This is a genomic window from Botrimarina colliarenosi (assembly GCF_007859955.1).
Taxonomy (GTDB): domain Bacteria; phylum Planctomycetota; class Planctomycetia; order Pirellulales; family Lacipirellulaceae; genus Botrimarina; species Botrimarina colliarenosi.
The window spans coordinates 45,026-61,951 of record NZ_SJPR01000006.1 but is presented as its reverse complement, the minus strand read 5'-3'; the positions used below and the strand labels follow the sequence as shown (position 1 = coordinate 61,951).

General features: G+C 66.0%; 14 protein-coding genes, 1 tRNA gene and 1 pseudogene. 12 read left to right on the top strand and 4 right to left on the bottom strand.

Features of this window, described 5'->3' with window-relative positions; genetic code table 11:
* Positions 1-227 precede the first annotated feature (227 nt).
* Both Pla108_RS17845 and Pla108_RS17840 read left to right on the top strand, forming a co-directional pair.
* Positions 228-301 (top strand) — tRNA-His (locus Pla108_RS17845).
* Positions 302-443: 142 nt separating this feature from the next.
* Positions 444-2,333: an AAA domain-containing protein gene (locus Pla108_RS17840; RefSeq protein ID WP_146446337.1), complete on the top strand. Its 1,890-nt coding sequence runs from the start codon at positions 444-446 to the stop codon at positions 2,331-2,333.
* Positions 2,334-2,412: 79 nt separating this feature from the next.
* Here the strand turns inward: Pla108_RS17840 and Pla108_RS17835 are convergent, their stop codons facing one another.
* Positions 2,413-3,564 carry a Fic family protein gene (locus Pla108_RS17835; RefSeq protein WP_146446336.1) on the bottom strand — a complete coding sequence of 384 codons (1,152 nt, stop codon included), beginning with the start codon at positions 3,562-3,564 and terminating at the stop codon, positions 2,413-2,415.
* A gap of 107 nt (positions 3,565-3,671) precedes the next feature.
* On the opposite strand from Pla108_RS17835, the gene Pla108_RS17830 reads away from it, so the two are divergent.
* From Pla108_RS17830 to hisF, 9 genes are all read left to right on the top strand, one after another.
* Positions 3,672-5,633 carry an ATP-binding protein gene (locus Pla108_RS17830; RefSeq protein WP_146446335.1) on the top strand — a complete coding sequence of 654 codons (1,962 nt, stop codon included), beginning with the start codon at positions 3,672-3,674 and terminating at the stop codon, positions 5,631-5,633.
* Between the two features lie 63 nt (positions 5,634-5,696).
* Positions 5,697-6,242 (top strand): hypothetical protein, encoded by a 546-nt coding sequence (locus tag Pla108_RS17825; RefSeq protein ID WP_146446334.1) that lies wholly within the window; start codon positions 5,697-5,699, stop codon positions 6,240-6,242.
* Positions 6,239-6,712: a hypothetical protein gene (locus Pla108_RS17820; protein WP_146446333.1), complete on the top strand. Its 474-nt coding sequence runs from the start codon at positions 6,239-6,241 to the stop codon at positions 6,710-6,712. Before Pla108_RS17825 ends, Pla108_RS17820 begins: the two co-directional genes overlap by 4 nt.
* Before the next feature lie 60 nt (positions 6,713-6,772).
* On the top strand, positions 6,773-7,453 hold the full coding sequence (locus Pla108_RS17815) for a zinc metallopeptidase (RefSeq protein ID WP_146446332.1): 681 nt from the start codon (positions 6,773-6,775) through the stop codon (positions 7,451-7,453).
* Positions 7,454-7,608: 155 nt separating this feature from the next.
* A complete protein-coding gene (locus Pla108_RS17810) occupies positions 7,609-8,148 on the top strand; it encodes a hypothetical protein (protein WP_146446331.1) in 540 nt (179 codons plus the stop codon).
* Between the two features lie 19 nt (positions 8,149-8,167).
* On the top strand, positions 8,168-8,368 hold the full coding sequence (thiS, locus tag Pla108_RS17805) for a sulfur carrier protein ThiS (protein WP_146446330.1): 201 nt from the start codon (positions 8,168-8,170) through the stop codon (positions 8,366-8,368).
* Positions 8,369-8,510: 142 nt separating this feature from the next.
* Positions 8,511-9,329: a thiazole synthase gene (locus Pla108_RS17800; protein WP_146446329.1), complete on the top strand. Its 819-nt coding sequence runs from the start codon at positions 8,511-8,513 to the stop codon at positions 9,327-9,329.
* 200 nt (positions 9,330-9,529) lie between these two features.
* Positions 9,530-11,647, top strand: a complete 2,118-nt coding sequence (locus tag Pla108_RS17795) for an ATP-dependent DNA helicase (protein ID WP_146446409.1) — start codon at positions 9,530-9,532, stop codon at positions 11,645-11,647.
* Between the two features lie 94 nt (positions 11,648-11,741).
* Positions 11,742-12,512 carry an imidazole glycerol phosphate synthase subunit HisF gene (gene hisF / locus Pla108_RS17790; RefSeq protein ID WP_146446328.1) on the top strand — a complete coding sequence of 257 codons (771 nt, stop codon included), beginning with the start codon at positions 11,742-11,744 and terminating at the stop codon, positions 12,510-12,512.
* Between the two features lie 522 nt (positions 12,513-13,034).
* On the opposite strand, the gene Pla108_RS17785 is transcribed toward hisF, so the two are convergent.
* Complete coding sequence (locus Pla108_RS17785) at positions 13,035-14,042, bottom strand: sugar phosphate isomerase/epimerase family protein (RefSeq protein WP_146446327.1); 1,008 nt, start codon at positions 14,040-14,042, stop codon at positions 13,035-13,037.
* Positions 14,043-14,157: 115 nt separating this feature from the next.
* Between Pla108_RS17785 and Pla108_RS17780 the strand changes: the two genes are divergently transcribed.
* On the top strand, positions 14,158-15,189 hold the full coding sequence (locus Pla108_RS17780) for a hypothetical protein (RefSeq protein ID WP_146446326.1): 1,032 nt from the start codon (positions 14,158-14,160) through the stop codon (positions 15,187-15,189).
* Between the two features lie 264 nt (positions 15,190-15,453).
* On the opposite strand, the gene Pla108_RS17775 is transcribed toward Pla108_RS17780, so the two are convergent.
* Both Pla108_RS17775 and Pla108_RS17770 read right to left on the bottom strand, forming a co-directional pair.
* The gene (locus tag Pla108_RS17775; protein WP_146446325.1) at positions 15,454-16,050 is read right to left on the bottom strand and encodes a hypothetical protein; all 597 of its coding nucleotides are present in this window, start codon (positions 16,048-16,050) and stop codon (positions 15,454-15,456) included.
* Between the two features lie 468 nt (positions 16,051-16,518).
* A pseudogene (locus Pla108_RS17770) lies at positions 16,519-16,707 on the bottom strand (type II secretion system protein); the annotation flags it as partial.
* Positions 16,708-16,926: the final 219 nt, after the last annotated feature.

The window sequence follows — 16,926 nt, the reverse complement described above, 5'->3', positions numbered from 1 at the left end:
TTCGGCGCCGGCGTCGCTGTTGGCGTCGCGGTCGCCTTGACCGTGGTGCGTCGGCTCAGTCGCTAAGGCCCCCCAGTCGCTAAGGCCCTTCCGTCGCTGAGGCCCTTCCGTCGCTGAGGCCCTCCGGCGGTCTCGGCCCTGCCCGTTGACCCTACCGGTCCGGGGCCGATACCATCACATGGCTACGAACGGCGTCGCCCCACGGGTCCGCGTCGCTAGCGAAAATGGTGGCTGTAGCTCAGTTGGTTAGAGCGCCGGATTGTGATTCCGGAGGTCGGGGGTTCAAGACCCCTCAGCCACCCTCAGCGGTTTTCTGACGCCCTTTTCTTGGCGTAGCCAAGGGGGGGGGTAGCGACGCGGTCGGCCGTCTCCGCGCGTCCCTGGTTGGACGCCCCGGTCGTCACGCCTCTCCTTTGTAACGCCGCGACGCCCCGCCACCATTCATGAACTGGGCGACGCCTGAAAGCTACTTCGAGCAGCTCGAGCGGTGGCTCGCGATGGAAGGCGAGGCCGAACGCGAGCGGATGGCGCAGCGGCGTCGCGAGTCGCGCAGCGGCGACCCCGAGCGATCGGGCGAGACCATCATCAATCTGCGTCGGGTCGACAGCCGCACCGGGCTGGCCGGCCGCGATCTGATCGACTTTGCGAAGCCGGCCGGCGAGCCCCTGCCGATGAGCCGGCTGAAGGTCGGGTCGCCCGTCGTCGTCAGCGACGAGGACCGCCCCGACGAAGCGGGCCAGTCGGGCGTCGTCAGCCGACGCTCTTCCACCGCGATCGAGGTCGCCCTCGACGATTGGCCGCAGGGCAAGCGCTTCCGCATCGACTTGGCGCCCGACGAATCGACCCGCCTGAGGCAACTCGGGGGCATGGCGCGCGCCCGGATGGCGAACGGCGCGGTGAGGCGGCTCCGCGACGTCCTCATCGGCCTCGAGGAACCGCGGTTCGACCCGCCGAAGAGTTACGACTTTGCGACGCGGCTCAACGCCCCCCAGCAAGAGGCGGTTCGGTTCGCCCTGTCGGCGCGCGACATCGCGGTGTTGCACGGCCCCCCCGGCACGGGCAAGACGACGACCCTGGCCGAGCTAATCGCCCAGGCGGTCCGCGCCGGGCAGCGCGTCCTCGCCTGCGCGCCGAGCAACACGGGCGTTGACAATCTGCTCGAGAAGATCGTGCCGCTCGTCCCGTCGGTCGTGCGGGTCGGTCACCCGGCGCGGGTCTTCGAGGCGCTGCGGGGTCACACGCTCGACGAGCTCGTTGATTCCGACGAGTCGTCCGCCATCGTCCGCGACATGTACCGCGAGGCGGAATCGCTGATGCGGTCCGCGTCGAAACCGTCGCGGGCGCGGAACTCGTACCAACGCAAGAACGACCTCTACCAAGAGGCGAAGGAGCTCCGCCGCCACGCCCGGCAGCTGGAGCGGCACATCGTTCAACAAGTGCTCAGCGGCGCCGACGTGGTCTGCACGACCCTCACGATCGACGAGGACCTGCTCGGCGAACGGCGGTTCGACCTGGTGGTGATTGACGAGGCGTGCCAGTCGGCCGAGCCGGCTATTTGGCAGGCGGCGTTGCGGGCCGAGCGGATCATCCTCGCCGGCGACCACTGCCAACTGCCGCCAACCGTCGTCTCGGCCGAGGCGGCGCGCGAGGGGCTAGCCGTCAGCCCCATGGAGCGGCTCATCGCCCAGCGCGGCGACGACGTGTTCCGCCGCCTCATCGTGCAGTACCGCATGCACGAGGCGATCATGCAGTTCTCCAACGAGCGGTTCTACGACGGCGACCTCGTCGCCGACGAAACCGTCCGGACCCACCGGCTGGAGGACTTGCCCGACATCTCGCCAGTCGACGATCCGCACCCGGTGATCGAGTTCTGGGACACCGCCGGCGCCGGCTGGGAAGAAGAGCTCGAGCCAGACGGCCTCAGCAAACGGAACCCGCGTGAGGCGCGCTGGATTGTCGAACAGACGCAAGCCTTCCTCGCCGCCGGCGTCGAACCGTCGCAGATCGCGGTGATCGCCCCCTACGCGGCCCAGGTCCGGCTGCTGCGGAATCGCCTGCAGGTCAGCGGCCTCGAGGTCGACACGGTCGACGGCTTCCAGGGACGCGAGAAAGAGGTCGTCATCATCACCTTCGTCCGCAGCAACGCGATCGGCGAGATCGGCTTCCTCGCCGACACCCGCCGCACGAACGTGGCGATGACTCGGGCCCGGCGCGTGCTGCGGATGATCGGCGACAGCGCCACGCTCGGCGGCGACCCGTTCTACGCGGCGCTGGTGGAACACTTCCAGCAGGCCGGCGCGTACCGCAGCGTGTGGGAGTTGGGCGACGCGTAGGGTCCGCTGTGCGGACCGTGATTGGCGGTTGGACGCCTCGCCCGCCGCAATGTCCAACGCACGGTCCGCACAGCGGACCCTACTCAAGTCCCTCGTAGGCGATCGCGAAGATCTCGGGGGCGTAGTAGGTCTTGGGATGATGATCTGGGAACTCCGCCAGCACGCCCGCCTTGACCAGCTTTGCGACATCTGACTTCGCCGTCGGATAGGTAACGCCGATCGCTTCGGGCAAGTCAGCAATCGCCACCATTGGCGCTTTGAAGAGTCCGTCGATGATTTGCTTCAACCGCAAACTCGCCGACTTTCCGGTAAGTCGGTCGTAGTATTCGTCGCGCAGAGTTCTCAAACGATCGCATCGCTCAATCGTCTTCGTAGCTTGTTGCGCGACGCCCTTCAGGCAGTAGCCGATCCAGTCCGACCAGGCGCCTTCGGTGCTTACTCGGTACATGCGGTCGCAGTACTGCTGATGATCCGCCTCGTAGTACTCGCTCATGTGGAGCCAGGGCTGCGTCATCCCGCAGCATCGTTGGATCATGAGGGTGAGCAACAGCCGACCAATACGCCCATTGCCATCGGAGAAGGGATGGATCGCTTCGAGCTGGTAGTGCGTTACGAAGCAATCAACTAACGGGTCGTATCGCTTACGCTCAAGGTGCAGGTAAGCGTCGAAAGGGTCCAAGAAATCTTGTAAGCGTCCGGGAGCGGGCGGAACGTATCGGGCCGGCGCGCCGATCGCTACCTGCTGACGGCGGAACTGTCCGGGATCGCGATTTTTGCCTCGGACGCCATCCATCAGAATTGCATGCAGCTGACGAATGAGCGTCAAGCCCGTCGGCAGAGGCGACGTGAGCGCGTAGTCGAGAGCCCGTGCGTAGTTGGCGACTTCTCGATGCATGTTTCGCGGGTCCTCTTCCGAAGCCGCTTCCCGGGGATCGAGCTCGTAAAGCAGGAGCTGGCGAGGCGTCGCCATCGTGCCCTCCATTCGGGATGACAAAATGGCTTCGCGATCGCGTAGCGGTCGGAGCAAAATCGCTGGGTTGGGCAGCGACCGCCCAATACCCTCTAGCAGCATCAGCTGCTTGTTGGCTTCGTTGAGAACCGGCCAAAGGTCGGCAGGAAACTCCCAAGTGGGGGGGAGTGGATCGGGATCGAAACAGTATGCCCCCCCCCAGAATGGCGCAATTTCCGACAAGTGGCCGGAAGCTCCTGGACCGAAGTCGCTATGCTGCATGGACTTGCGACCGATTTTAAAGCCGTTGAGTCATCTTAAAATTTAAGGCCGTCTATTTTAAGATAGCATGCCCGCGTAGAAAAATCCTTTACTCCGACGCGCCTCCCATGCCAGAAATCGACAGCCGCAACCACTTCTATCTCGGTCGGGCGCACGACTTGGCCAGCGGTGAGGACTCGGGCGAGCCGCTGCTCTACAAATCGAGCCAGCTGACCACCCATGCGGTCTGCGTCGGCATGACCGGCAGCGGCAAGACGGGGCTCTGCCTGTCGCTGCTGGAGGAGGCGGCCCTAGACGGCGTGCCCGCCATCTGCATCGACCCCAAGGGGGACCTGGGCAATCTGATGCTCGGCTTCCCCAACCTCGAGGCGGGCGACTTCGAGCCGTGGGTCGATGAGTCGATCGCCCAGCGGAAGGGGATCAGTAAGGAGGAGCTCGCACAGCAGACCGCTGACATGTGGAGGAAGGGCCTCGCCGGCTGGGACGAGGAGCCGGAGCGGATCCAGAAGTACAACGACTCGGTCGAGCGGCTGATCTTTACGCCCGGCGCTTCGCACGGGCTGCCGATCACGGTGCTCAAGAGTTTTGACGCGCCGCCGAAGGCGTTGTTAGACGACGCCGACGCCTTCCGCAGCCGGGTGCAGTCGGCCGTGTCGGGGCTATTGGCGCTGCTCGGGATCGACGCCGACCCGGTGCAGAGTCGCGAGCATATCTTCCTGTCGACGGTGCTCACCAAGGCGTGGAACCGAGGGAGGAATCTCTCGATCGCCCAAATGATCCGCGAGATCCAAGAGCCGGATTTCGAGGAAGTCGGGGTGATGAAAATCGAAGATTTCTACCCGAAGAAGGAACGCACCAAGCTGGCGATGGACCTCAACAACCTGCTGGCGAGCCCCTCGTTCGCCGGTTGGATGACGGGCCAACCGCTCGACGTGCAGCAGCTGCTCTACTCGCCGGACGGAAAGCCGCGGCATTCGATCCTGTCGATCAGCCACCTCGACGACGCGCAGCGGATGTTCTTCGTGACGATCCTGCTGAACGAGGTGCTGGCCTGGATGCGGACGCAGCCCGGCACGGGGTCGCTGCGGGCGCTGCTGTATATGGATGAGGTGTTCGGCTACTTCCCCCCGTCGAAAAAGCCCCCCAGCAAGGAGCCGATGCTGACGCTGCTGAAGCAGGCGCGGGCGTTCGGCTTGGGCGTGGTGTTGGCGACGCAAAACCCGGTTGATCTCGACTACAAGGGCCTCTCGAACGCCGGCACTTGGTTTCTCGGTCGATTGCAGACCGAGCGGGACAAGATGCGCGTTATGGAAGGCCTCGAGGGCGCGTCGGCGCAAGCGGGCAGCACGTTCGACAAGCAGAAGATGGAGCAGACGCTCGCCGGCGTCGGCAACCGCGTCTTCTTGATGAACAACGTATACGAGGACCAGCCGCAAGTGTTCCGCACGCGTTGGGCGATGTCCTACCTGGCGGGGCCGCTGTCGCGCGGGCAGATCAAGACGCTGATGGACCCGGTGCGGGCGGAGTTTGTCGTTGAGAAACCGGCCAAGGCGGAACGACCGAAACTCGAGCCGGCGGTTTGGGTCGATCCCAAGGGTCCGACGGCGACCGAAATCGAGGAGGCCGATCCGCCCGAAGCAGCGGCCAAGGTCCCTATCGACTCGAAGCGCGTCGAGACAGCACGCCGTGAGCTCTCCAAGAGCGAGTCGGAGCTTGTCGCCAGCATCCTGCAGCTGCCTTTCGCTGGGATTGAAATCCTGTATCGGCTGATCGACTTGGTGATCGCGATGGTTAACAAGAAGGCGACGCAGCGCCGCACCAGCTCGGTCTTCGCCGCCGCCGGTCGCGCCCAAGGCAAGCTCGGCAGGCCGGCGAAGGCCTGGACCGATTGGCGGACGGCGTACGCCGACTTCGCCGAAGCAAGCGGGCAGACGCCGGAAGAGGCGACCGCGAGCGTTCCCATCCTGCCGATGACAGCGTGGCTGGTCGTTCTGGTCGAAGTCGGCGTCGCCCTGACGCTGATCGCCGTGGCGACTTGGTTGGTCCTCCGGTTAGTAAACGCCGGGTAGGACCGATCGAACGGCAGCCCCCAGGGTTCCTGCCCCCCGCCTTGGCAACCTAGACTGCTCGTCATGCGCCGCCTCGCCCCCCTGCTTCTGTTGTTCGCCGCGGCCACCACACTCGGGTGTGGCGGTTCGCTTTCCTTGCCGCAGCGGCTAGCCGGAGACTGGGTCGGCCGGCCCGAGTCGGCGGCCGAACGGACGACGCGCGAGTGGCCGACGGGCGACCTCGACCCGGACGACCCCGAAATCGCCGCCGCGGCCGCCGCGACGCCGCCGACCGACCTCGAGGCGTTCGCCGACGTGCGGGTCGAGTTGCGTCTGGGCGATTCGGGCGACGCCCGCCTGACCCTCGCCGGCGGCGAGCCGCTGGTTGGGAAATGGAAAGCGACCTCGGTCGAAGGCCGACGGGCGTTGCTAGAAATCGGCGTCGAGCGCACCGGCGACGAGGAACCAACGCTTGAGAGCCGCCGCTTCGACATCGAGCTGCTCCCGCGGGGCGAGGGGTTCGTGCTCCGCGAGCAGGGCGCCGACCGCCGCTTCGGGCGGCTGCTCTTCCTTCGACCTGGGGCAATCAAGACGGCTGCCGACACGCCTCCTAACAAGTCTGCGATATGACCGACCGCGAACGCTGGATCGTCTACCCGCTGCTCTTCCTCGCCCTGGGGGCGGCGCTGCGGGACAAACTGGCTAAGCAGACGCGGGCCAAGCAGATCGTCTGCGAGCAACTTTACCTCGTCGACTCAGAGGGCCGTCCCGCCGCGGTGCTGACCGGTGAGGAACTGCGGTTTGACCTCGCCGGCGCCGGCAACGGCTTTATCAAGGCGAACACGATCGACGCCCAGGGGTTGTTCCAGCTCGGACGGCCGGTGATGACCGCGACGCCAGGGCAAGGGCTGTCGGTCCAGCAGCTGCTGCAGATGCTGCCGCAGCTCCGTCTGTCGCCGGGATTGCCGCAACCGCAGCTGACGCCGCCGACCCCGCTCCAAGAACTCCGTCCCGACGACGAAGCCACCGGAGAACCCGCCCCCACGGAACCCGCCCCGCCAGAGCCAGCCCCGCCGGCCGAACCGGAGCCCGAGGCGTAGCGTAGTTGGGGGGTTGGGCCACCGATCCGGCTCGCCACGCACCTCAACGCCACCGCGACGATGATTTTCGACGCCTACTACTTCCTGTTCATTGCCCCGGCTTTCTTGCTGGCGCTGTGGGCTCAAGCCAGGACCAAATCGGCCTACGCGGCTGCGTCACAAGAACCGGCCAACCTCACCGGCGCGGCGGCGGCGCGTCATCTGCTTGATTCGGCGGGCCTCCAGAACGTCACGATCGAGCCGATCGCCGGCCAATTGACCGACCATTACGACCCGACCGCCCGGGTGCTCCGCCTCAGCGAGGGCGTCTACGGCGCCCGCAATCTGGCGGCGGTCGGCATCGCCGCCCACGAGGCGGGCCACGCCCTGCAACACGCCAAGGGGTACGCCCCGCTCGCGATCCGCAACGCGGCCGTCCCGGCGGCCAATTTTGGCAGCGGCCTCGGCGGGCTGATAATCCTCGGCGGCTTGCTCTTCCAAAGTAGCCCCCTGCTATGGGCCGGCATCGCCGCGTTCTCGGCCGTCGTCTTCTTCCAGCTGGTGAACCTGCCGGTCGAGTTCGACGCCAGCAACCGGGCGAAGGCGCAGCTCGTCAGCTACGGGATCGTCCCAGAGCAAGAGATGACGCACGTCAATCGCGTGCTGAATGCGGCCGCCTGGACCTACGTCGCCGCGACGCTGCAGTCGATCATGGTCCTGCTGTACTACGTCTGGCGGTTCGCCGGCAGCAGCAACCGCTGAGCCGTCACCCTGCAGGAGGCGTCTCCAGACCTCCACTGTGGGAGGGGTCTCACAGATCATTTGCTGGCGCCGTCGAACCCGTGCTCCGCTTGTTCCGGGCCACCGTCACGGGGTAGGATCGCGAGGGTACTCGCTTCCCTTTGGAGCCCCGCAGGATGAAGGCCTCCCCGAATCTCTGGCTTGTCGCGATCGCTTGCTTGGCGGTCGGCGTCGCCGTCGGCGTGCTCGTCACGCCGAGCCAGCCCGTGCTGTCGCTGCCGCCGATCGAGGCGCACGCGACCGCGACCGCCGCGCACGACAACTTTGTGATCGCCACCGGGTTCATGGAGGACGGCACCGAAGGGCTGTTCTTCCTCGACTTCCTGACGGGCGACCTCAAGGCGACGGTCGTCAACAACCGCGGCCCCGGCTTCAACGCCTACTACCAGTACAACATCGCCAACGACTTCAACCTCGGCGCCGTCCAGAACCCCAAGTACCTGATGGTGACCGGCCTCGCCCGCGACCAGCAGGGCCGTGGCTCTAACCGGCTCGCGCAGTGCATCCTCTATGTCGTCGAGGCGACGAGCGGCCACCTGGTCGCCTACGGCATCCCTTACAGCCGCACGAACCAGACCGCCGGCAAGCCGCAGCTCGGCACGTTCATCCCGCTCGCCAAGGCGAGCCTCCGCAACGAATTCGTCCGCGATCAGTGAAGAACCGTCGCTCGCGCCTATGACCATCCACCTCAACGGCGAGCCCCGCGACGTTCCTGACGGCTTGACGATCGCCGGTCTGCTGGAGCTGCTCGAAGTCCGGATGAAGGGGGTCGCCGTCGAGCGCAACCTCGATGTCGTGCCGCGGGTCGAGCACGCTGCGACGGCGCTTGCCGAAGGCGATCGGGTCGAGGTGGTGACGCTTGTCGGCGGCGGCTGAGTCGATTGCGGATTGGGGATTTCGGAATGCGGATGGTTGCGCTGGAGAACCCGTCCGCCGAGGGACGCTTTCGGCAACGACGGTTCAATGCGAAGATTGACCGCTTCGCAATCCGCAATCCCAATTCCGCAGTCGAAGTTCGATGTCCTCTTTTCGTGTCGGATCGCACACGCTCGCCAGCCGGCTGATTGTCGGCACCGGGAAGTACGCCACTTACGCCCAGATGGCCGAGTCGCTCGACCGGTCGGGCTGTGACTGCATCACGGTCGCCGTCCGGCGGGAGCGGCTCATCGACGCGGAGGGCAACAACCTGCTCGACTTCGTCGATACGTCGCGCTACACCATCCTGCCGAACACGGCGGGCTGCTTCAACGCCGAGGACGCGGTGCGGGTCGCCCGGCTGGGCCGCGAGATTCTGAGTGACCTCGAGAACCCCGGCGCCGACTGGGTGAAGCTCGAGTGCCTCGCCGACAAGCGGACGCTGCTCCCCGACCCGGTCGAGACGATCAAAGCAACCGAGCAACTGGTGGCCGATGGCTTCGACGTGCTCGTCTACACTAGCGACGACCCGGTGATGGCCAAGCGACTCAAGAACGCCGGCGCCGTCAGCGTCATGCCGGCCGGCAGCCCCATCGGCTCGGGTCAGGGCGTGCTCAACACCAACAGCATCAAGATCTGCCTGGAGTACCTCAAGGAAGACGATCCGACCTATCCGGTGATTATCGACGCGGGCGTTGGCTCGGCGAGCGACGTGGCGGCGGCGATGGAACTTGGCGTCGATGGCGTGCTGCTCAACACCGCGATCGCCCACGCCAAGGACCCCGTTCGCATGGCCGGCGCGATGAAGGCCGCGTGCGAAGCGGGCCGCGACAGTTACCTGGCGGGCCGGATTCCGAAGCGGCTCTATGCGACCGCATCGAGCCCCGACGAAGGGGTCATCACTTGGCAGCCGGAATCGTAACCAACCTTCTTTTAGGAGGCGTCTCCAGACTCTGTTGTGGAAGAGTTCTCCAGTTGCTGTTGTGGGAGGGGTCTCACGTTTGCTGTTGTGGGAGGGGTCTCCAGACCCCGATAACGTGCTGCAATACGATACGGCATGGTGCGCGTCATCGGCGTCTGGAGACGCCTCCCACAGATAGGTGATGGACTCTCAACTCGGTGATGGACTCTCAACCACTATCCGCCGCCGACATCCTCGGGCCCGAGGGCGCCATCGCCCGCCGGCTGAAGGACTACGAGGACCGTCCCGAGCAGCTGGCGATGGCCGAGGCGGTCGAGCGCGCTATCCGGGGCAAACGCCACCTCATCGCCGAAGCGGGCACCGGCGTCGGCAAGAGTTTTGCCTACCTCGTCCCCGCGATCCTCGCCGCCACCGACGGGCAAGGCGCACCCGAACGGGCCGAGGACGGTGAGAAAGCGAAGCCGAAGAAGACCCGCCGCGTGGTCATCTCGACCCATACGATCGCCCTCCAAGAACAGCTGATCGCCAAGGACCTGCCGCTGCTCAACGCGGTGATCCCGCGCGAGTTCTCGGCGGTGCTTGTGAAGGGACGCCGCAACTATGTGTCGCTGCGGCGGCTCGATGCGGCGATGGGCCGAGCCGGCACGCTCTTCGACCGCGATGAACAGGTCGGCGAGCTCCGCGCGCTGAAGAAGTGGTCCGAAGAGACGACCGATGGCTCGCTGGCGGACCTTGCGCGAGCGCCCGACCCGGGCGTCTGGGACGAGGTGCAGAGCGACAGCGGCAACTGCCTCGGCCGCCGCTGCCCAACCCACGCCAAGTGCCATTACTACGCCGCCCGCCGGCGGATGCAGCACGCCCAGGTGCTGGTCGTGAACCATGCCCTGCTGTTCAGCGACATCGCCCTCCGGCAGCAAGGCGCGAGCCTGCTGCCCGACTACGACATCGTGGTGCTCGACGAGGCGCATACCGTCGAGTCGGTCGCCGGCGACCACCTGGGCCTCGGCGTGTCGGCCGGCCAAGTCGAGTACCTGCTCAACCGGCTCTACAACGACCGCACCCAGAAGGGCCTGCTCGTCGGGCCGGGCCTCAACGACGCGATGCAGCAAGTCGACAACTGCCGCGGGGCGGCGGACGAGTTTTTTGGCTCGCTTTGGGAATGGGGCGCGCGCAGCGGCCCCGCTAACGGCCGCGTCACCCAGCCGGAGCTCGTCGACGCCTCGTTCGGCGCCGAGCTGCTGCTGCTCGCTCGGAAGCTGAAGCGCGCCGCCGACGGCTTTCAGAACGACGTCGAACGCCAGGACTATATTGCGGCGCACGACCGGCTCAACGGCCTCGCCGGCGCGATCGAGTCGTGGCGCACGCAAGCCGATGACAGCGCCGTTTACTGGATGGACGCCCGTACCAGCCGGCGCGGTCAGCCGCGCGTGTCGCTCGGCGCCGCGCCGCTCGACATCGGCCCGGCGCTGCGCGAGCAGCTGTTCGACACGGTCTCGACGGTCGTGCTCACCAGCGCCACGCTTGCCGTGGGCGGAAAGCAAAACGCGAGCCGGGCCGTCCCGACCCCGGCGCGCCGTGGACCCGCTTCGGCCGGGGTCGGGACGACCCGGCTTTCGGGCGATCCCCGCTTCGAGTTCTTCCAGTCGCGCATCGGGCTCACGCAGTGCGACGCGGTGCAGCTCGGGAGCCCCTTCAACTACGCCGAACAGGCCCGGCTTGTCACCTACGGCGACCTGCCCGACCCGACCGGCGATCGCAACGGCTACGAGCGCGCTTGCGTCGAACGGATCAAGCACCACGTCGCCGAAACCGACGGCCGGGCGTTCGTCCTCTTCACCAGCTACGAGCACCTCCGCCGCACGGCCAGCGCACTAACGCCGTGGCTCGCCGAGTGGAACCTGCGGCTGCTCTCCCAGGCCGACGGCATGCCGCGCAGCCAGATGGTCGAGGAGTTCAAGCAGAACCCCCGCAGCGTGCTGCTCGGGACCGACAGCTTCTGGCAAGGCGTCGACGTGCCGGGCGACGCCCTCCAGCTAGTGATCATCACCAAGCTGCCGTTCAGCGTCCCCGACCGCCCGCTGCTGGAAGCCCGCCTCGAAGCGATCCGCACCGCCGGCGGCAACCCGTTCCGCGACTACCAACTCCCCGAGGCGGTGCTGAAGTTCAAGCAAGGCTTCGGCCGGCTGATCCGCACCAAACGCGACAAGGGAACGGTCGTGGTGCTCGACCCGCGGGTCGAAACGAAGTCATACGGCCGGCTGTTCTTGGAGAGTTTGCCCGAATGCCGCCGGGGCGCAGTGACCAACTCCCCTTACTGACGTGCGGGGCTCGAAATGCTTTGAGCCCCGCACGAAGTAAGGGGAGAGCACTCAGAGCTATCCCTTTTCCTCCAACGTAAGTACGTTTGATTGCATGCTAGCCGCCCGTGTGATCCCTTGCCTCGACGTTGACCGTGGTCGCGTTGTCAAAGGCACCAACTTCGTCAACCTCCGCGATGCGGGGGACCCCGTCGACGTCGCCAAACGTTACGAGGCGGAGGGGGCCGATGAGCTGGTGTTTCTCGACATCACCGCCAGCCACGAGAGCCGCGACATCACGGCCGACATGGTCCGGCATGTCGCGGAAGAGTGCTTTATGCCGTTCACCGTCGGGGGCGGCATCCGCACCCTAGACGACGTCCGGCGGCTGATTCAGGCGGGGGCCGAGAAGGTGAGCATCAACTCGGCCGCGGTTCGAACACCCGAGCTTATCACCGAGGTGTCACGCGCATTCGGCTCGTGTGCGACGGTCGTCAACATTGACCCAAAACGCGTGAAGCAGCCGGACGGTTCGGAGAAGTGGGAGGTGTTCGTCTCCGGCGGCCGCAAGCCGACGGGGCTCGACGCGGTCCCCTGGGCCCAGGAGATGGAGCGTCGCGGCGCCGGCGAGATCGTCCTCACCTGCATGGACGCCGACGGCACCAAGGACGGCTACGACCTCGAGATCACCCGCGCCGTGGCCGAGGCGGTCGGCATCCCGGTGGTCGCCAGCGGCGGCGCCGGCAAGCCGGAGCACCTCGCCGATGCGATTCTTGAAGGCAAAGCATCCGCCGCCCTCGCCGCCAGCATCTTCCACTTTGGCGAGTACTCGATCGCCGAGACGAAACGGATCATGGCCGAACGCGGCGTGCCGGTGCGGTTGTAGTCTCGCGCGGAGACGCGGAGACGCAGAGAAGACTTGGCGGCCGCCTTTGACTCAGTGGATCAACTGACTCTTCAGCCAATAAGGCAGCCGGACCGTGACAAGCGCCGGAGATCCTACGCGTGCTTCAAGCATCAGATAGAACCCGTAGTGAACTTCCCTGACGGGATGAAAGTCGCTCCACGGGATGAAAAGCGGCGGATGGCCGAATCGGAAGGGGGGCAGAACCGATATCGCAAGCCCATCGTCACATGCTTTGAGAATTAGACCCCCGTTGTAATCGACCCATCCGAACTTGCCCGACTGAAAGAGGCGCCCTGATTCGGTTCGGGCATTTTGATCCCTGTAGTGCGACGCCAGCGTCGACCAGCCCCCAGTCATCGAGAGTGCGCAGCAAACTGTAATCCAGAATACGGGGACGAGTAGTGCTAAGCCGGCAGTGATCAGCAGCGGTCCCATATTTAGATCGACGTCTGGCAGGAGCAAATTATCCCCTCTGCGTCTCCGCGTCTCTGCGCGAAACTTCTAAGCGTCCCCTTGCTCCGCCATGGCGGCGTCGAAGGCGACATTGCTGGGGGCGAAGTCGATCTTCTTGACGAATTTGGCCGCGTCGCGGGCGCCGTGGTCGCGGTCCATGCCGCTGTCTTCCCACTCGACCGACAGCGGGCCTTGGTAGCCGACGACGTTCAGCGCGCGGATGATCTCTTCAAAGTTCACGCCGCCGTGGCCGGGTGAGCGGAAGTCCCAGCCGCGGCGGGGGTCGCCGAAGTTCAGATGGCTGGCGAGGATGCCGGTCTTGCCGTTGAGCGTGACGATCGCGTCCTTCACGTGGACGTGGTACATCCGGTCGGGGAACGCACGGATGAACTCGACCGGGTCGACGCCCTGCCAGATGAGGTGGCTGGGGTCGAAGTTGAAGCCGAACGCTTCGCGACGGTTCACCGCCGCGAGCGCCCGCTCGGCCGTGTAGAGGTCGAAGGCGATCTCGGTTGGGTGGACTTCGAGGGCGAACTTCACGCCACACTCGTCGAACACATCCAGAATCGGGTTCCACTGCTCGGCGAAGAAGGCGAAGCCCTCTTCGATCATCGAATCGGGGACCGGCGGGAACGAGTACAGGAACGGCCAGATCGACGAGCCGGTGAAACCGTTCACTACCTTCACGCCAAAGCGCTGCGCCGCGCGGGCCGTCTGCTTCATCTCCTCGATGCAGCGCTGGTTGACGCTGACCGGGTCGCCATCGCCCCACAGCCGCGGCGGCAAGATCGACTGGTGACGGTGGTCGATCTGGTCGCACACCGCCTGGCCGGCGAGGTGGTTGCTGATCGCGTGACACTCGAGGCCGTAGCGCTGGAGCAGGGCCCGCTTTTGGTCGACGTAGCCCGGGTCGGCCATCGCCTTATCGACCTCGAAGTGGTCGCCCCAGCAGGCGAGCTCGAGGCCCTGGTAGCCAAAATCGGCCGCCTTCTGGCAGAGCGTTTCGAGGGGTAGATCGGCCCACTGACCGGTGAAAAGCGTGACGAGACGGGACATGGGGGGGGCTCCTGCGGAGCCGGCTTTCGGCGGTCGGCGGCCAGCGGTCAGCCTCGAAAAGCTGATCGCTGGCCGCTGACCGCAGTCCGCCCGCACTCCGTGCTAGAGTTGCGGTATGAGTTTCCGAAAAGTGCTAATCCTTGCTGCGGCGTGCCACCCCTACGGGCTGGCTGGCGTCGCCGCCGGTCCGCCGGTTGAGCTCGTCAGCCAAGCGGCCCCGCACGGTACCGCGCCCCAACAGTGGCTTCAACGGTTAGCCGAAGCGGGCGCCGGGACGACACGGCTGGTCACCAGCGGTTCGGCCGAGCCGCGGCTCGAGGAACTCGGCGACCTGCGGGGCGGAAAATCACTCGTCAAAGTCTATGGCGTGCTGACGCGTGGCGGCGTGCTGATGCTGCCCGGCGCCGAGGGGGCTGAGCGGTTCGGACTCGGTGATCGCACGAAATTGGCCGCTTATTTCGAACGGCTCGAGTCGCAAGGCGCCGAGGCGGTCACCGTGCCGCGTGGCAAGTACGGCCTCACCGAAGCCGAGTTTACCGACCTCTTCACCCGTCTGCAGACGCCCCTGCCCAAGCTGCCGGAAGGGGCGACGCTCCGCGACGCGGTCGACGTCGCCAAGCGTGCCGCTCGCATCTCGATCAAGACCGACCGGTCGATCGACGCCGTCCTGGCGACCAAGGCCGAGGCGGCCACCTCGGTCGAAGGGCTGGCGACGGGCGCCGCGTTGGCGGCTTTACTGCGGCAAGAAGGGTTGGCGATCGTCGGTGAGCGCGCCGGGCTTCGTGTGGTTACGGCGCATGACGTGAAAGAAGCTTGGCCCGTCGGTTACGATCCCGAAGGGACCCCCACACAAACCGCGCCCGGGCTGATGAAGTTCCTCACCATCGAGGTCGAGGGCTACACGCTCGCCGAGGCCCTCGAGGCGATCGGCCCGCGCGTCTCGTGGCAGGATCGGCCGCTGCCGATTGTCTGGGATCACTTCGCAATGCGTCGCGACGGGATCGATCCGGCGACCGCCGAGGTGAAGTTCCCGCGCCGGCGCACGTTCTACAAGAACCTGCTCGACAAGCTCGCGTCGCAGGGGCGGTTGAAGCTCGACCTGCGTGTCGACGAGGCGGGAACGCCGTTCCTCTGGCTAACGAGGTAGCAAGCGTGTCCCCCTCCCTTTTAGGGAGGGGTTAGGGGAGGGTCGGCGGCTTCCGGTGCGCCCAGCACACTTAGCTCAATCCGCTTCGGGGCTCAATCCGCTTCGGGGCTCAATCCGCTTCGGGGCTCAATCCGCTTCGGGCTCGTCGAGCCTCCAGCACTATCCGTACACGTTCGTTTCGCCGACCGACGCGTCTCACCCTCCCCTAGCCCCTCCCTGGAAGGGAGGGGGACGACGCTGACGACGCTTCGAGAATAGCACGGACTACGCCGGACCTCGTCGCCCGCCACCGAACATGCCACGCATGTCGCGGCCGGACATCTCTTCCTGGCCTCGCGCCTTGAGTTCCTCGTTGACCATGCGGCGGAACTCGCTGAACTGGGCCCGCGTGCCCGGCGGGATGTTGTCGAGCATTTGCTTCCGCATCGAATCGCGTTGCCCCTCGGTCATCGGACCGCGCCCACCGGGACCGCCTCCCGGGGGACCGCCGGGGCCACCGCGTTGGCCGTCATCGGGGTTGTTGCGATTGGCGATGATATCGGCGGCCCGCTGCTTCGCCTCGCGACGGAGCTCTTCGGGGGTCTGATTGAACAACTCGTTCATCCGCTCCGACATGCGGCGCTGCATGTCGGGACGGCCGCGCTCGAAAAGCTGGCGGCGTTGATCCTCGCTCAGTGCATCGACCTGCGTGCGGAACGCCTGACGATCGGCGTCGGTGGCGTCGGGCGAGAAGACTTTGTCCCGCTGGGCTTCGAGCGCCGCCACCGCTGGATCGACGCCATCGCCACGCAGCGCCCATGCCGCTGTGGCGATTAACAAGAGGGCCACCACGCTAATCGCAATTCTCTTGTTCTTGTTCATGTTTGAACGACAGGAGGGAATGAAAGGGATCGCTCAATCCTCGGCGAGGATGATCGCGTCGACGTGCCCGTCGAGGTAAAGGAAGTTGCGGGAGCCGTCCTGGCCCTTTGGGCCGTGGACCGGTTCGTAGTCGTAGACGATCCAGACACGGGTCGAACTGCGCTGCTCGCCGCTGCGGCGGTCGGCCAGCACCTGGGGCCGTGTCTTGTCGCCAAGCCGGTCGCCGGGGTACTCGTAGCTAGTTCCTTCGGTTTCGAAGTAGCCGATGGTGTCCCCCTGTCCGAACAGAGCCGACCAACCCGCGTCGTTCGCGTCGGCGTCGGTCTGTAGGGCCCCCTCCCGGTAGAGGTCGTTCGGACACTTCCACAGCTCGGCCGAGTTCTCGGTGTAGCCGCCGATTACGTCCGGCAGACCCGGCCGCTTCATCGGGTTGACCGTCCCCGGCAGCCGGGGGGCGTCGGGGAACTTGGGGTTGCTCCCTTTGGTCTGCAAGTAGTTCTCAAACGCCAAGCCAACCTGGCGGAGGTTGTTGCGGCACTCGGTACGCCGGGCCGCGTTGCGGGCTGCTTGCACCGCCGGCAGCAGCAGCGCAATCAAGACCCCCACAATAGCGATGACAACCAGCAGTTCGACGAGCGTGAAAGCGTGGCGGCGCATGGCAGGCGAAGGAGAAAACGGGAAAGTCGATAAAACCGACGGGGCGCAACGGTCCCGCTAACTAGCCAAACCCGGCCGGACCGGGACGGCGCCGGAAAAAAATCGCCGTCGCCCCGTTTGTTAGATTGGGCTAAAAGGGGCGGCTCGGCGAAGGCGTTTTTGGACGGCCTGCCATTCACCAGGACGTGTCTCCGCTCTTCCCCCTCGAATCTGCAACCC

Bases quoted from the DNA above. Each gene is read 5' to 3' on its own strand.
- Pla108_RS17840 (WP_146446337.1), top strand. From the start codon at position 444: ATGAACTGGGCGACGCCTGAAAGCTACTTCGAGCAGCTCGAGCGGTGG.
- Pla108_RS17835 (WP_146446336.1), bottom strand. From the start codon at position 3,564: ATGCAGCATAGCGACTTCGGTCCAGGAGCTTCCGGCCACTTGTCGGAA.
- Pla108_RS17830 (WP_146446335.1), top strand. From the start codon at position 3,672: ATGCCAGAAATCGACAGCCGCAACCACTTCTATCTCGGTCGGGCGCAC.
- Pla108_RS17825 (WP_146446334.1), top strand. From the start codon at position 5,697: ATGCGCCGCCTCGCCCCCCTGCTTCTGTTGTTCGCCGCGGCCACCACA.
- Pla108_RS17820 (WP_146446333.1), top strand. From the start codon at position 6,239: ATGACCGACCGCGAACGCTGGATCGTCTACCCGCTGCTCTTCCTCGCC.
- Pla108_RS17815 (WP_146446332.1), top strand. From the start codon at position 6,773: ATGATTTTCGACGCCTACTACTTCCTGTTCATTGCCCCGGCTTTCTTG.
- Pla108_RS17810 (WP_146446331.1), top strand. From the start codon at position 7,609: ATGAAGGCCTCCCCGAATCTCTGGCTTGTCGCGATCGCTTGCTTGGCG.
- thiS (WP_146446330.1), top strand. From the start codon at position 8,168: ATGACCATCCACCTCAACGGCGAGCCCCGCGACGTTCCTGACGGCTTG.
- Pla108_RS17800 (WP_146446329.1), top strand. From the start codon at position 8,511: ATGTCCTCTTTTCGTGTCGGATCGCACACGCTCGCCAGCCGGCTGATT.
- Pla108_RS17795 (WP_146446409.1), top strand. From the start codon at position 9,530: ATGGACTCTCAACCACTATCCGCCGCCGACATCCTCGGGCCCGAGGGC.
- hisF (WP_146446328.1), top strand. From the start codon at position 11,742: ATGCTAGCCGCCCGTGTGATCCCTTGCCTCGACGTTGACCGTGGTCGC.
- Pla108_RS17785 (WP_146446327.1), bottom strand. From the start codon at position 14,042: ATGTCCCGTCTCGTCACGCTTTTCACCGGTCAGTGGGCCGATCTACCC.
- Pla108_RS17780 (WP_146446326.1), top strand. From the start codon at position 14,158: ATGAGTTTCCGAAAAGTGCTAATCCTTGCTGCGGCGTGCCACCCCTAC.
- Pla108_RS17775 (WP_146446325.1), bottom strand. From the start codon at position 16,050: ATGAACAAGAACAAGAGAATTGCGATTAGCGTGGTGGCCCTCTTGTTA.